15 protein-coding genes are annotated in these 14130 nt (G+C 60.7%); 11 read left to right on the forward strand and 4 right to left on the reverse strand.

Going from position 1 to position 14130, the window contains the following annotated elements; translation table 11 throughout:
* Window positions 1–3 precede the first annotated feature (3 nt).
* Window positions 4–228 (reverse strand): hypothetical protein, encoded by a 225-nt coding sequence (locus V6F78_RS06130; RefSeq protein WP_332726829.1) that lies wholly within the window; start codon window positions 226–228, stop codon window positions 4–6.
* Window positions 213–1580 (reverse strand): aminotransferase-like domain-containing protein, encoded by a 1368-nt coding sequence (locus tag V6F78_RS06135; protein ID WP_169839514.1) that lies wholly within the window; start codon window positions 1578–1580, stop codon window positions 213–215. Before V6F78_RS06135 ends, V6F78_RS06130 begins: the two co-directional genes overlap by 16 nt.
* Window positions 1581–1666: 86 nt before the next feature.
* Here V6F78_RS06135 and V6F78_RS06140 point away from each other — a divergent pair, with 86 nt between their 5' ends.
* From V6F78_RS06140 to V6F78_RS06180, 9 genes are all read left to right on the forward strand, one after another.
* Window positions 1667–2632, forward strand: a complete 966-nt coding sequence (locus V6F78_RS06140) for a threonine dehydratase (RefSeq protein ID WP_095008854.1) — start codon at window positions 1667–1669, stop codon at window positions 2630–2632.
* Between the two features lie 23 nt (window positions 2633–2655).
* The gene (locus tag V6F78_RS06145) at window positions 2656–3126 is read left to right on the forward strand and encodes a GNAT family N-acetyltransferase (RefSeq protein ID WP_094991136.1); all 471 of its coding nucleotides are present in this window, start codon (window positions 2656–2658) and stop codon (window positions 3124–3126) included.
* A 139-nt stretch (window positions 3127–3265) separates the two neighbouring features.
* A complete protein-coding gene (locus V6F78_RS06150) occupies window positions 3266–5680 on the forward strand; it encodes a membrane-bound PQQ-dependent dehydrogenase, glucose/quinate/shikimate family (RefSeq protein WP_332726830.1) in 2415 nt (804 codons plus the stop codon).
* Between the two features lie 5 nt (window positions 5681–5685).
* A complete protein-coding gene (locus tag V6F78_RS06155; RefSeq protein ID WP_052893286.1) occupies window positions 5686–6321 on the forward strand; it encodes a TetR/AcrR family transcriptional regulator in 636 nt (211 codons plus the stop codon).
* Window positions 6322–6557: 236 nt separating this feature from the next.
* Window positions 6558–6959 carry a hypothetical protein gene (locus V6F78_RS06160; protein WP_048375005.1) on the forward strand — a complete coding sequence of 134 codons (402 nt, stop codon included), beginning with the start codon at window positions 6558–6560 and terminating at the stop codon, window positions 6957–6959.
* Between the two features lie 118 nt (window positions 6960–7077).
* The gene (locus V6F78_RS06165) at window positions 7078–7404 is read left to right on the forward strand and encodes a hypothetical protein (protein ID WP_047294376.1); all 327 of its coding nucleotides are present in this window, start codon (window positions 7078–7080) and stop codon (window positions 7402–7404) included.
* Between the two features lie 98 nt (window positions 7405–7502).
* Window positions 7503–8057, forward strand: a complete 555-nt coding sequence (locus tag V6F78_RS06170; protein ID WP_332726831.1) for a UPF0149 family protein — start codon at window positions 7503–7505, stop codon at window positions 8055–8057.
* A 49-nt stretch (window positions 8058–8106) separates the two neighbouring features.
* Window positions 8107–8775: a GNAT family N-acetyltransferase gene (locus V6F78_RS06175; RefSeq protein WP_169839509.1), complete on the forward strand. Its 669-nt coding sequence runs from the start codon at window positions 8107–8109 to the stop codon at window positions 8773–8775.
* A 66-nt stretch (window positions 8776–8841) separates the two neighbouring features.
* Complete coding sequence (locus V6F78_RS06180; protein WP_047276364.1) at window positions 8842–9693, forward strand: CAP domain-containing protein; 852 nt, start codon at window positions 8842–8844, stop codon at window positions 9691–9693.
* 98 nt (window positions 9694–9791) lie between these two features.
* Here the strand turns inward: V6F78_RS06180 and mqo are convergent, their stop codons facing one another.
* Window positions 9792–11441: a malate dehydrogenase (quinone) gene (gene mqo, locus V6F78_RS06185; protein ID WP_047275666.1), complete on the reverse strand. Its 1650-nt coding sequence runs from the start codon at window positions 11439–11441 to the stop codon at window positions 9792–9794.
* A 573-nt stretch (window positions 11442–12014) separates the two neighbouring features.
* Between mqo and V6F78_RS06190 the strand changes: the two genes are divergently transcribed.
* The gene (locus V6F78_RS06190) at window positions 12015–12386 is read left to right on the forward strand and encodes a hypothetical protein (RefSeq protein WP_047275668.1); all 372 of its coding nucleotides are present in this window, start codon (window positions 12015–12017) and stop codon (window positions 12384–12386) included.
* Window positions 12387–12389: 3 nt separating this feature from the next.
* Entirely contained in the window at window positions 12390–12572 is a 183-nt protein-coding gene (locus V6F78_RS06195; RefSeq protein WP_047275669.1) for a DUF1289 domain-containing protein, read from the forward strand.
* A 53-nt stretch (window positions 12573–12625) separates the two neighbouring features.
* Here the strand turns inward: V6F78_RS06195 and V6F78_RS06200 are convergent, their stop codons facing one another.
* Window positions 12626–14005 (reverse strand): NAD(P)-binding domain-containing protein, encoded by a 1380-nt coding sequence (locus V6F78_RS06200; protein WP_095008645.1) that lies wholly within the window; start codon window positions 14003–14005, stop codon window positions 12626–12628.
* Window positions 14006–14130: the final 125 nt, after the last annotated feature.

The raw sequence follows: 14130 nt of genomic DNA on the forward strand, positions 1-14130 counted from the left end.
GTCTTACACCGTGTACTGCTTGAACAGCTCTTCCTTGATGATCAGCAGTGCATCTTCGTAATAGCGTTCGCCCCGTGCTTCGCAGAGCAACACCGAGCGTACGCTGCCCTCGCCTTCGCTGGGGGTGTGTTCACACGTCAGGTAAAACTCGGCGGTCTCGGGCTTGAATTCCAGGTAATAAAACAGCTCGCGACCTTCGCGGTGCCAATAGCCTATTTCTCTGCGCATGGGGTTCTCATATACGGGATGTCAGGGGGCAAACGCTGCAGCGCCAGGCTCAGTTGCTGAATGCTGGGGGCGGCGGTCAGGCTGATTCGCACGGCGTTCAAGGGCGCTGATTTAACCGCAAACACCTGTGAAGGCACCACCTCGATGCCTGCCGCGCGAAACGTCTGCACCAACGGTTCGGCCTCGACCGGGGCGTGTAGCCAGATGTGCGGCGAGGCGAAGCGGGTCTGGTACATCCCGCGGCCCATCAGGTTTTTTGCCAGCCGCCAGCGGCGCTCTACCTCACGGGTTTGCCAATCGACACGCTGATGGGCAATGCCTTCACCGATCCAGTGACAGGCAATGGCCAGCGTCACCGGCGAAAGCCCCCAGTGCGCGGCCTGGGCATGCGGGTCGATGCGCGCCAGTACCTGCGGGCGGGCGGCGATCCAGCCCAGCCGCAAGCCTGCGCCGACCGTTTTGGACAGACTGGTAATCAGCACGCCCAGCTCCGGCAAGAACTGGCACAGCGGCGGGCTGTCGGTCAGGGCGCCGTACACATCATCTTCAATCACGTACACACCGTGGCGCCGGGCAATCTGCGCAATGGCCTGCTTGCGCTCCACCCCCATGACGGCCGATGTCGGGTTTTGCAAGGTCGGTGTGAGCACCGCGATCCGCGCCCCCGTGGCGCGGATCATGCGGTCAAAGTCGTCTGGCACGATGCCCTCTTCGTCCAGTGCGACCCCGTGCAGCGGCAAACGTAGCTGCGCACAGGCGGCCTTGATACCGGGTGCGGTCAGGGCTTCAACCAATACCGGTTCGCCTGCCTGGCACAGTGACAACAGCACCGTGAACAATCCCTGCTGCGCGCCGGTACACAACATCAGGTGATCGACGGGCAGTTCCAGCCCCCGCCCGCGCAACCAGGCAACCCCTTGCGCCCTGGCCTGCAACAGGTCGGCCGCACTCACGTAGTGTTGCAGGCGACTGGCCTGACGGGTGTCGAGCAACCAGCTCAGCGCCTGGGCGTCGCGCTCGGTGTGCAGGTCGATAGCAGGCAGGTTGGTGCGCAGGTCGATGCGCGAGGGCTGATCGTCAACCTGTTGCAGCTTGAACAACGTCGCTTCCTGGCTGCTGGCCAACACGTAGGTGCCGCGCCCCACTTCGCCTGACACCAGATGCCGACGCGCGGCCTCGCGATAGGCTTGCATGGTGGTACTGGGGTTCCAGCCCAACGCCCAGGCCAGACGGCGCTGGGGCGGCAAGCGCTCACCGGGCTGCAACTCGCCACAGGCAATGGCGCGGGTGATCGCTTCGACCAACGCCAGATAGCGCGGTGCTTGAGTGTCGTTGAGGGTGGGCATCCACATTTATTGTTGGCCATGCAATATAAGGATCGGCCCATACAATGTGCTGTGCTTAGAATCGAGTCAAACCTTCGATCACGGTGCTCCTCATGTTTGACTTGAACAGCCTGCGTCTCGCCGCCCACGACGTCCATCAGACCCTGGCCCCCACGCCACAGCTGGCGTGGCCTTTATTGGCCGAACGGCTGGGGGCGCAGGTGTGGGTCAAACATGAAAACCACACCCCGACCGGCGCGTTCAAAGTGCGCGGCGGCTTGCTGTATGTACAAGGCTTGCTCCACCGCGAACCCGACACACGAGGTCTGGTGACCGCCACGCGCGGTAACCACGGGCAAAGCCTTGCGCTGGCGGCGCGGCATATGGGGCTGGCGATCAGCATTGTGGTGCCGGTCGGTAATTCGTCTGAGAAAAACGCCGCGATGCGGGCATTGGGCGCGCACGTGATCGAGTCTGGCAAAGACTTTGACGAGGCCCGAGCCGAAGCAGCGCTGCTGGCGCAAGCCCATGGTCATCATCTGGTGCCCGCGTTCCATCCCGACCTGATCCGCGGGGTCGCCACCTATGCGCTGGAGCTGTTTGAAGCCGTGAGCGATTTGCACACGGTGTATGTGCCGGTGGGCATGGGTTCGGGTATCTGCGGATTAATTCGCACCCGCGACCTGCTGGGCCTCAAGACCGAGATCGTGGGCGTCGTGTCCCAGCATGCCGATGCCTTCGCCCAGAGCGTTGAGCAAGGCCGTGTGGTAAGCACCGAGACCGCCCACACCTTCGCTGACGGCCTGGCCTGCCGTCAGCCCTTGCCCGACGCACTGGCCATCATCGCTGAGGGCGCAGCCCGGGTGATCCGCGTTTCGGACCGCGAAATTGCCCACGCCATGCGGGTCTATCATGAAACCACGCACAACACCGCCGAAGGTGCAGGCGCTGCAGCGCTGGCGGGTTTGATTCAGGAGCAGCCCCGGCAGCAAGGACGGCGCGTGGCGGTGATTTTGAGCGGCGCCAATATTGACCGGCAGCTGTATGCCGGCATTCTGGCTGAAGGGTTCGACGACTGAAACCACGACGACAAGGACGCACCATGACCTGCACGATTGAACACGCCCGACCCGCGGATGCACCCGCCATCAGCCAGCTGATTATCAGAACGTTGCGTGTGTCCAACGCCCGTGATTACACGCCGCAAGTCATTGCGCAGGTGGAACAGCACTTCGCCCCGGCCTCAATCCTTGACCTCATGCAGCAACGTCAGGTGTACGTCGCGCGTGCCGATCAGCAACTGATCGGCACCGCCAGCCTTGATGGCTCAGTGGTGCGCAGTGTGTTTGTAGACCCCGACTGGCAAGGACGCGGCGTGGGTCAGGCCTTGATGGCGCAGGTCATCGCGGTGGCGAGGGCTGCATGCCTGAGCGACGTGCAGGTCCCGTCTTCGGTCACGGCCCAAGCGTTCTATGCCGGTCTGGGCTTTCAAAAGGTGCGCGACCAGTACCATGGCGAGGAACGCACCATCGTTATGAACCTGTCTCTGAACGGGCCGTCACCGGCTCACTAAATTTCATCCCCTGCGACAAATTGTCTTTATTTGTGCCGGAAACAGGCTCAGAATAAAAACTGTACTGTACAGTACCATTCTAAAACCTAAACCCGCAGCGCTTCCAAGGCCTTGGCTGCCGGTTGCCGGGATCACCGCAATGAAAAACGTTAAACCAGAGGCCCCTGCCTCTAAAGGAAGACACCTGATACTGGGCATCTTCGGTATTTTGCTCGCGCTCAGCGGGCTGTTTCTGGCAGTTGCAGGGACGCGACTGATCACCCTGGGAGGATCGTGGTACTACCTGCTTGCCGGGCTCGGCATGCTCGGATCGGGCGTGCTGTATATCCGTCGAAAACCCGCTGCAACCGGGATCATGGCCCTGGTAATGGTCGCCACTGTGGCCTGGGCATTGTGGGAAGTCGGCTTCACGTTCTGGCCGATGGTGCCGCGCCTGGCGCCGTTCCTGGTCATCGGCCTGTTGGCATCCCTGCTGCACCCGTGGCTCACACAGGGTCGCCAGCGCGCCGCCAGTTATACCGGCAGCGCCGTGTTTGCCGCGCTGCTGGCCGTGGGCGCCAATGCCCTCTTCACCCCGCACGGCGTGCTCGAAGGCAAACCCCTGCCCGTTGCACAACCGGGCACGGACATCCCTGAAGAGCAGGTGGCGGACTGGAGCCACTACGGCAGCAACCCGGCCGGGACCCGCTACTCGGCACTGGATCAAATCACCAAAGACAACGTCGATCAGCTACAGGTCGCGTGGACCTATCGCACCGGAGAAATCGCCGAAGGCGCGTCGGAGTACCAGAACACGCCGATCCAGGTCGGCAACACCGTCTATACCTGCACACCGACCAGCAAGGTGATTGCGCTGGATGCCGATTCCGGGGAACAGCGCTGGATGTTCGACCCCAAGCCGCACAACATCAAAACCTGGAACCGCTGCCGGGGCGTGAGCTACTACGAGCCCGCCAAGGTTGAGCACCCGTTGGTGTTTACCGACCTCAAGCCCGCTGCCACTGCGCAAGGTGGCGTCTGCGCCCGGCGCATTGTGCAAGTGACCATGGACGCACGGCTGCTGGAAATCGATGCCCAAACCGGTAAACCCTGCGAGGACTTTGGTGATAAAGGCGCCGTGGACCTGACCCAGGGCTTGGGCAAGGTCATGGAAAACGTCCCCTATTACGCCTACACCTCAGCACCTACGGTGTCGCGCAACCTGATTATCCTCGGCGGCTGGGTCTTTGACGGGCGCTCGACCGATGAGCCGTCGGGCGTGGTGCGCGCCTTCAGTGCCGACACCGGTGAACTGGTCTGGGCCTGGGACCTGGGCAACCCGGCCATCACCAAACTGCCGCCTGAAGGTCAAACCTACACCCGCAGCACGCCGAACATGTGGTCCAGCCCGGCCTTCGACGACGAATTGGGTCTGGTGTACCTGCCCACGGGTAACCAGCAACCGGATTTCTGGGGTGGCGCCCGTCCGGAACTCACCGAGAAATACTCGTCTGCCGTGGTTGCGCTGGACATGGCCACCGGCCGCGAACGCTGGACGTTCCAGACCGCGCATCACGACATCTGGGACTATGACGTAGCGTCCCAGCCAGCCCTGTATGACGTGCCGGACGGCAAAGGCGGCAAGATCCCGGCGCTGATCCAACTGACCAAGCGCGGGCAAATCTTCATGCTCGACCGCCGCACCGGCCTGCCGATCGCCGATGTCATCGAGAAACCGGTGCCACAGGCGCATGCGGCGGGCGACTGGGTGGCGAAAACCCAGCCCTACTCGGTCGGCATGCCCACCTTCGGCGCACAACCACTGACCGAGAAAGACATGTGGGGCGCGACGTTCTTCGATCAGTTGATGTGCCGTATCGACTTCAAGAAGCTCAACTACCACGGTGAGTTCACCGCGCCGAGCACCGAAGACACGTTGATCTACCCTGGCTACTACGGTGGCTTTAACTGGGGCGGCGCGGCCATTGACGAGAAAAGCGGCTACCTGTTCGTCAACGACATCCGCATCCCGCAGGTGGTCAAACTGGTGCCGCGTGACAACGTCGACCTGTCCCACCTCAAGTCCGGACATGGCGTGGGCAGCACCTACCCGATGGACGGCACGCCGTTCGTGATTGACCACAAAAGCTTTAACTCGCCCCTGGGTATTCCCTGCCAGAGCCCGCCGTGGGGAGTCTTTGCCGCGGTGGACCTGAAGACGCGCAAACAGGTCTGGGAGCGTCCGGCCGGGACAGTGGAAGACGCCGTGATCAATGGCGTGCGCGCCAAGCTGCTGATTCCGCTGGGCATGCCGACCTTGGGCGGCGGTGCCGTGACCGGCTCGGGGATCGTGTTCTATGCGGGGACACAGGATTACTACCTGCGGGCCCTGGACATGGCCACCGGCAAAGAGCTGTGGAAGGGTCGCTTGCCGGTCGGGGGTCAGGCCACGCCGATGACCTATCGTTCGCCTGAAACCGGGCGTCAATATGTGGTGATCGTCGCAGGTGGCGCGCGTCAGTCTCCAGATCGCGGGGATTACGTGATAGCGTACGCGCTTCCCGAAAAAGAGTAGTTCCCATGCCGCAGTTGCACCGTTCCCCGACTTCAACCCCGACCCGGAGTGAGGACCGACGGCGCAACCTGCTGATCACGGCAAGCGAACTGTTTTTGCAACAGGGCTACGATGGCCTCAGCATGGACGCCATCGTCGCCGCGGCAGGCGGCTCCAAAGCCACGATTTACCGCTACTTCGGCAGCAAGCAAGCGCTCTTGGTGGCCGTGGTCGAGTACCTGTGTGAAGACTTCATCATTGACCTCAAGCAACTCGACACCTCGGGTGTCGAGTTGGCCCGCGGTCTGGAAATGATCCTCGAACAGCTGGTGGCGGTGGTCACCAGCCCTCGCCATGTCAGCTTCTACCGCCTGGTGGTCAACGGCTCGGCCCATGTCCCGCAAGTGGGGCAAACCTGGTACGAGCACGGTCCCAAATTCTGGCACCAATTGATCGCCAACCTGCTTCAGGAGCAGCGCCAGCGCGGAGCGATCGCCACCGATGCGTCAACCAGCGAAGTGCCCGCGATCCTGTTCGATGCCTTGTTCTCGCACCTGACGACCCGCACCGTGATGCTGGGCCAAACCTGCACCGCCAAAGCGTTCCAGCCCATGATCCAGGAACTGATCGCCCTGGTGATGCGCCGTCTGCAAGTCGCTTGAGCACTGCGCGGCGGGCATGGCGGCAAACCCCGGGCAATCTGTCTATGCTCTTTTCAAGCACTGCAACGCAGCCTGGCTACCTGTGGCACGCGCTCCGAAGGGATGAAAGCCCACGTGGCGCAGAGCGGCGGTACTCGACGCTGGTTGGGAACAATCACACCACGCTTCTCGCGCCTTGCCCTGCATCCCGTGGGTTTTCGTCGCGACGGCTATAAAACGGGAACAGACCCTGGCCCATGACCCCCTCCGTACCGATCCGACCTGCTTGCCCGCCCGGCGTGTGCATCTGCGAGCGTGACGCATTGCTGGCCAGGGACGACGCCGACCTGCGGATTTTCAAATTGACCCGTCAGGCGGAAAAAGAGCTGCTGCAACGGCTGGAAGACATTCATGACCTCGACGAGTTGCACCATTTGCAACGGCGCATGCACGAACAACTGGGCATCCGGCTCGACATTGAGCCCGGCTTCAATGAAGTGCGCACCATGCGCGGGATTGCCATCCGCCTGGCCGATCAGCCGGGCCTGTGCCGCAAAACCCGTCAGGCGATCCCCGCCGCCATACGGCGAGCCTTGGAGAAGCGCCCGGAAATAGCCTATCGCCTGCTCGACGGTCACGACCTGTTGCGCGATACCTGAATCGCTGTGCGATACCTTATGTCCAATATCCGGTTTTTAGGCATTCCCGGAAGAATTCGCTTGCCTTGACCAGAGGCCTGAAATATAAGCCCGTGTTTCACATCAATAGAGTCACACCATGAGCACCGGATTCACCGAGGACGAAATGCGCAGAGCGCTCGGCCTTGATACACCCACTCCCGCCCCGGCCCCCCAGCCTGAACCTGAACTGCCACCCGTCGCACCCGCCCCCGTCAAGGCCGCGCACCGGGCTCCCGTGAAGCGCAGAGGCCCCGTGTTGCGCGTCACCATGAACGTCAGCAAGGAATACGACGGCGAAGTGACCCAGTTCATTCATGACTCAAAATCCCTGAGCCGGTTTGATGCCGAGCAAGAAGCCAAAAAAGCCCTGGCCAAAGCCAAATTTAAATACTACGAATTGGCGTCGATCGTTAAAGTCGATTGATTCATTGAGCCCGCGCACGGGTCAAACACCGCGTCAAACGAGATTCTGCGCGTTTTTTTCAGCGCGCAACCCAAAGCGCCCGCTACAGGAAACCGTCCATGAACACCCAACCTTTGAACGCTGCCGACTTCACCTCGCTTGAAGACACGCTGCTGAAATACGGCGACGACCATTCTGTCCTCAACCCGAGCGAACTCGACGGCTACTTCACGGCACTGGTTTCTGGCCCGGCGCCGGTGGACATTGCCGAGTGGTTCCCGGCGATTTGGGGGGGGCAAAACCCTGAGTGGGAAACCCCGGAAGAGGCCCGACAATTCATTGACCTGTGCGTGCGGCACCTCAACACGCTGGCTCGCCAACTGGCGCACGACAGTCAGGGATTTTTGCCGCGCTTCGAACAGACCGAGCATCAGGGTCTAACCGTGACACTGGCAGAAGAATGGTGTTTCGGGTACCTGCGCGGTGTCGCCATTGCCCACTGGACACCCTTGCCAGCCATTCAGGCGGGGTTGCTGAGTGCTATTTCTGACTGCGCTGAACAGGACAACTTTGAACTGCCGGCCGATCTGGACGTCGCCGCGCATCAGCACCAGGTTAGCGAACTGGCCCCCGCCGCCCGCGCTTTGCATGACTACTGGCTGAGCCAGCGCTGAGCCGCCGGCCCCCGACCTACCCTCACGCACAGACCTGCAGAAAAGGCCCATGACGCTTCTTACTCATTTTGATACACCGATCAGCGAACCCATCAGCAGCCAGATTTTGCAACGGGTGGTGGACCAGCTCACCGAGCTGAGCATGATGGAAATCACGCCCAGCAACCTGCTCTACAACATCTATCAGTACGCCATCGGCTTCGAAGTGCATTTGTATCTGGAGGCGCTGGACGGCACCAAAGGGATTGCCGTTGAACTGATCGTCGCCACGGACGAGCAGGCGCCGGACAGCGTGACCGGGTTTGTCCTGTATCTGCCCGTGAAGGACGACCCCCAGGCCTGCGGTATCGCCTACATGGCCGCCAATACCCCGGACGTCACCCGGGCGATGGTGCAGGAAGTCACCCGCCGCTACCCCCACACCGAACTCACCTGCAGCGTGCGCAACGTGGCGCCATTTGAAGCACTGGGCTTTCAGGTCATAGGCGCTCGCGGCCCGCAGGTGGTGATGAACACCCGCGACCACGGCACCGACGGGCTGATGGCCGTGCTGGATGTGTCGGCGGTCTACAGCACCACCGAAGTGCGGCAGATTCACACCTACCTGCTCAACCGTCACGGCAAAAAAGCCATGATCGACGCCGAAAAAAAGCGTGACCGTCAAATCGACCAGCTCACCGCCAAGGCACGCGCCTTCGTGGCCGAACGCACGCGCTGACAGGCCGTTGCCAAACGGGGGGTGAAATAACGCATCATGTGCGCAGTCCGTTCAGAGGAAACCTGCATGCGCGTTCCCGTCACCTTCACCCGCCTGGCCGCTTTCACCTGCGCCTGGCTCGTGGCTTGCTCGGCCGTGGCCAGCGAAGAGTCGCAACTCGTCGAGTCGATCAATACCTATCGCAGCCAGCCTCACAAGTGCGCGGGGCAGGTCTCCCAGGAACTGCCGCCACTGACCGCTGATGCGCGCCTGATCTTGCCTTCCGGCAACTTTGGCGACCTGCAGCAAGCGCTGGCCAGCAATGCGTATCCGCTGGTCAATGTGCAGGCCATTAGCCTGTCAGGCCCGCGTGATGCGCAGGCCGCGATGCAAGCCGTTCAAGAGAGCTTCTGCAAGGTGGTTCTCGACCCGCAATTCGTGGACATCGGTGTCAGCCGCAACCAGCGTGAGTGGCGCATCGTGCTGGCACGGCCCTTGTTGACCGGTCGCCTGGGGGATTGGCAAACCGAGGGCCAGAAGGTACTGGCGCTGATCAATACCGCCCGCGCCCAACCGCGCCAATGCGGCACGCAGGCGTTTGCCGCAGCCGCCCCGTTGACCTGGGACGCCACACTGGCCATCGCCGCTGAAAGCCACACACGTGACATGGCCAATACCAATTATTTTGATCACATGAACCGCGATGGCAAAACGCCTGGGGACCGTGCAGAACTGGCGGGCTATAGCGCGCAATTGATCGGGGAAACTATTGCCGCCGGGCAAGACACGCCGAACAAGGTGGTCGATGGCTGGCTGGCCAGCCCCGGGCATTGCGCAAACGTGATGAATCCGCAGTTTCAGGCGCTGGGCGCGGCCTATGCGGTCGATCCGAAAAGTGATGCGGGGATTTACTGGACCGCCCTGTTCGGTACGCCGTGAATCGGCGTCCACTCATTCAGCGGGCGTAGTATCGAAGGGCGTCAAGCGTCACAACTGAAAGTGGCCCCGCCCAACAGTGTGGGTCGGGGCCGCTTTTTTTACAGGGCCATATCAGCGGCCGGGTTGCTTGGCGCTGGCTGTGCCGGCGCTTGAGCTGGAGCTTGCTGAGCAGCCGAGGCTGCCGGGATTGCCGGTGGAGGCGTCAGTTGCAGGGTTTCAGCCGTGTAGGCCCATTCCTGCGCAACGCGCTCTGGCGAACCGTTCAGCTTGGTGCCATAACTCGGTACGATCTGGTGCAGCTTGGCTTGCCACTCAGGCGAGGCCACCTTGTCCTTGAACACGGTTTCGAGCACGGTCAGCATGATCGGTGCCGCAGTGGAGGCACCCGGCGAAGCGCCGAGCAGGCCTGCAATGCTGCCATCTTTGGCGCTGACGATTTCGGTGCCCAGTTTCAGCACGCCGCCCTTCTCTTCGTCACGCTTGATGATCTGCACGCGCTGGCCGGCCTGCCACAGACGCCAGTCTTCAGACTTGGCATTCGGGAAGTACTCTTTCAACGCGTTGAAACGGTCTTCGTCCGACAGCATCAACTGACCGGCCAGGTATTCAACCAAGGGGTATTGTTCGATACCGACTTTGGTCATTGGCCAGAAGTTGTGGGTGGTGGTGCTGGTCAACAGGTCGAAGTAAGAACCTTCTTTCAGGAACTTGGTCGAGAACGTCGCGAATGGGCCAAACAGGATCACACGCTTGCCGTCCAGCACGCGGGTGTCCAGGTGAGGCACCGACATCGGTGGCGCGCCAACCGACGCTTTGCCGTAGGCCTTGGCCAAGTGTTGCTCGGCCACCGTCGGGTTCTCGGTCACCAGGAACGAGCCGCCTACCGGGAAGCCTGCGTATTCCTGAGCTTCAGGAATGCCGGACTTCTGCAGCAAGTGCAGCGCACCGCCGCCCGCGCCAATGAACACGAACTTGGCATCGGTCTGGGACTCGGTGCCGTCCTTCAGGTTTTTGTACACCACGCGCCAGCTGCCATCTTCATTGCGCTTGATGTCTTTGACTTCGCTCGACAGGCTCAGCGAGAAGTTAGGCTGGGCTTGCAGGTGAGCGGCGAACTGACGAGTGATTTCGCCGAAGTTCACGTCCGTACCGATCGGCGACCAGGTGGCGGCGATCTTCTGGTTCGGGTCACGCCCTTCCATCATCAGCGGGACCCATTTTTTGATCTGGTCCGGGTCTTCGGAGTACTGCATGCCAGCGAACAGCGGGCTCGCCTGCAGTGCGTCGTAGCGCTTTTTCAGGAACTTGATGTTGTCATCGCCCCACACAAAGCTCATGTGCGGCGTGGAGTTGATGAACGAGCGCGGGTTCTTCAGCACGCCATTCTTGACCTGCCAGGACCAGAACTGACGGGAAATCTGGAATGCTTCATTGATTTCAATGGCTTTCGGGATTTCGACGTTGCCGTTCTTGTCTTCCGGGGTGTAGTTCAGTTCGGCCAGTGCCGAGTGACCCGTACCTGCGTTGTTCCAGCCATTGGAGCTTTCCAGCGCCACACCGTCCAGACGCTCGATCATCTGCATCGAGGTGTTCGGTTCCAGCTCATTGAGCCACACGCCCAATGTGGTGCTCATGATGCCGCCGCCAATCAGCAAGACATCCACGTGTTTGGTCTCGGCTGCCTGCACGGAGGTCAACCCCATGCTCAGCGCGAGGCCCAGTAGCCCCTTGTTCATTTTTTTTAACATGTTGTAGTACCTAAGATAAAACATCATCTACCCGGCACGCGGTTCATGAGCAATACCGGCTCACCACAGGCTGATCGCCTGCAATCGAGCCCTCAGGCCTTGAACGGATAGATGGATAAAGGCCTATGCACAACTATAGACCTCACGTTTATGTACCTTGGGTGCTGATCTCTTATTAATTATTGGCTTCAGCGACTTGGGTGACATTGATGATAAGTGTCAGCTATTGATGGCCACGGCTTGAACGAATTGCCTGCGCCCAGCTCCTTCGCAACCACCAACCGTTTCGCTATTCCCTTGCATCCGGCCGCCTCGCGGTTCCTTCCGGGGAACTGCGTGAACATGAGTATTCAGGGTGGCCAGCCTCAAAACCGCGACATTCTACCTCAGGTGGCCCTTTGGGCGAAAACGCATCTTTTGCGGTTTTTTCAGGCAGCTGAATCGTTTGCGACAAGGGGTTGCCCACGATTTGCCGCCCCCGCTCACACACACGGGCGCAATCAACGGCCCGGCCGCGCAAGGCTTGGCGTATGATGGCCGGCTTTTGCGCACTGCCAGCCCACAGGAAGATTCATGTCACTGAACAAACGCAATCAGGCCCAAATCGAACGCCGCCTGGTGAAAGCCCTGACCGAGGCTTGCGAAATCGCCAAACATCAAATCGACGGGTTTGTCTGGCTGACTCACGCGGTCGACTACGACGCATTTCCCGCCAGTCTCAAAGTGGTCTGGGTGTTCGATACGCAAAACAACAAGGACTTTGCCCTGGCCGATGGCGAAGCCGGTTACATGGTCGAGCTGACCGAAAAAGCGTTCGACAAAGCCAATGTCAACGTGCGTAACGTGGCCACCCATGTGTACTTCGATTCCGAGGAAGAATGCCAGCGCACCGACGCCGGGCACTGGCCGCAACGTCTTGCGCGCAAGGGCGCAGGTCGCAAGTAAAACGTGGCCAAAGACATCGAAAACCCGTGCGTGGCCACCTGCAAGCTCAGCGGGGATTTATGCGTGAGCTGCGGGCGCAGCAAAGAAGACATCAGAACGTGGCGGCGCATGAAGCGCCCGGAGAAAATGGCCGCCGTGCAACGCGCCAGCGCCCGCCTGAAAAACCTGCAAAAAAAGAAAGGCTAAGCCGCCTCTGGCCACCGTCACGCGCCAGAGGCTGGGCCGTTCACCGGCTCAGGTTAACGCTGGCGCAGCGCATTGACGTCACCCTTGCCCGCCGTTTCGCGCAAATATTCTTCCATCGAGTCATCCAGCGCCTGCAACCAGCGTGTGTGATGCGGCACCGCTAACGTGCCGGTCATGACCGAACGGTAGGATTTGTCGCGATAGCCCATGATGTCGCGCTTCTTGTCAGTCTTCCATTTGAGGAAGATCTGATTGACCGCGTCGATATCAAAGGACGGGTAATCCGTGTGCTCGATCAGGTGCTTGATGTAACGGCCCTGGAACTCGTACATCGAGGCGGTGGACTGCAAACCCTCTTCCTGCTCGCGCCACGTGGCACTGTCGGCCTGCATCTCGGACTGTTCAGGCAGGGTGATGCGACCCAGGATGTAATCGCGCACAAACCAGGCCTGGGCATCAAACAGGTTGAAGCTGTACCACAGGTCTTGCATACCGAGGTAAATCAACTGCGGGTTGTGCTCCCAGATCACGCCTTTGTACAACCCCAGCGGCCACAAGCGATTACCGGTTTTGAGGGCCAGCTCATCCGGCAGAAACGCAAAGTGATGCTGATAGCCGGTGCACAGGATGATGGCGTCCACCCGCTTGCTCGACCCATCGGCAAAATAAGCGATGTCACCCTCGACCCTGTTCAACAGCGGACGCTCTTCCCACCCCTTGGGCCATGTGTACCCCATTGGCTGTGTGCGGTAGGTGCTGGTGATCGAGCGCGCGCCGTATTTGTAGCATTGGGAGCCGATGTCTTCGGCCGAATAGCTGCTGCCTACGATCAGCAGATCCTTGCCCTGAAATTCCGTCGCTTCGCGAAAGTCATGGGCATGCAAAATGCGCCCGGAAAAACGCTCGAACCCGGCAAACGCCGGGACCTGCGGCGTGGAGAAGTGCCCGCTGGCCACGATCACGAAATCAAATGTATCGGTCGTGCTTCGCCCGTTGGCGTAGTCGTAGGCGGTCAGAGTGAATTGCCGCGATACGGGGTCAAACGTGACCTGTTTGACCGCCGTATTGAAACGAATGTAATCGCGCACCCCGGCCTTTTTGACCCGGCCCTGAATGTAATCCCACAGCACTTCACGAGGCGGATACGAAGAAATGGGTCGACCGAAGTGCTCATCGAAACTGTAGTCCGCGAACTCCAGGCACTCCTTGGGACCATTGGACCAAAGGTAACGGTACATGCTGCCGTGCACCGGTTCGCCGTGCTCGTCCAGGCCGGTGCGCCAGGTGTAGTTCCACATGCCGCCCCAGTCGGCCTGCTTTTCGAAACACACCACATCCGGCATGGCCGCACCCTTTGCATGGGCTGACTGAAAGGCACGCAGTTGCGCCAGACCCGACGGGCCTGCACCAATAATTGCAACACGAGTAGACATCGAATTCCCTCAACAGATTGAACGCTGAATCAGTGAAAAACTCTCGCGCAAACACGCTCCAGGCGCGTGGCGAGACGGCGGCGATCAGGGATCAAACGGGAGGGGGAGGCACTGTGCGGCTGCGC

The organism is Pseudomonas sp. ESBL9, from assembly GCF_036668715.1.
In the GTDB taxonomy this organism is placed as follows: Bacteria; Pseudomonadota; Gammaproteobacteria; order Pseudomonadales; family Pseudomonadaceae; genus Aquipseudomonas; species Aquipseudomonas lundensis.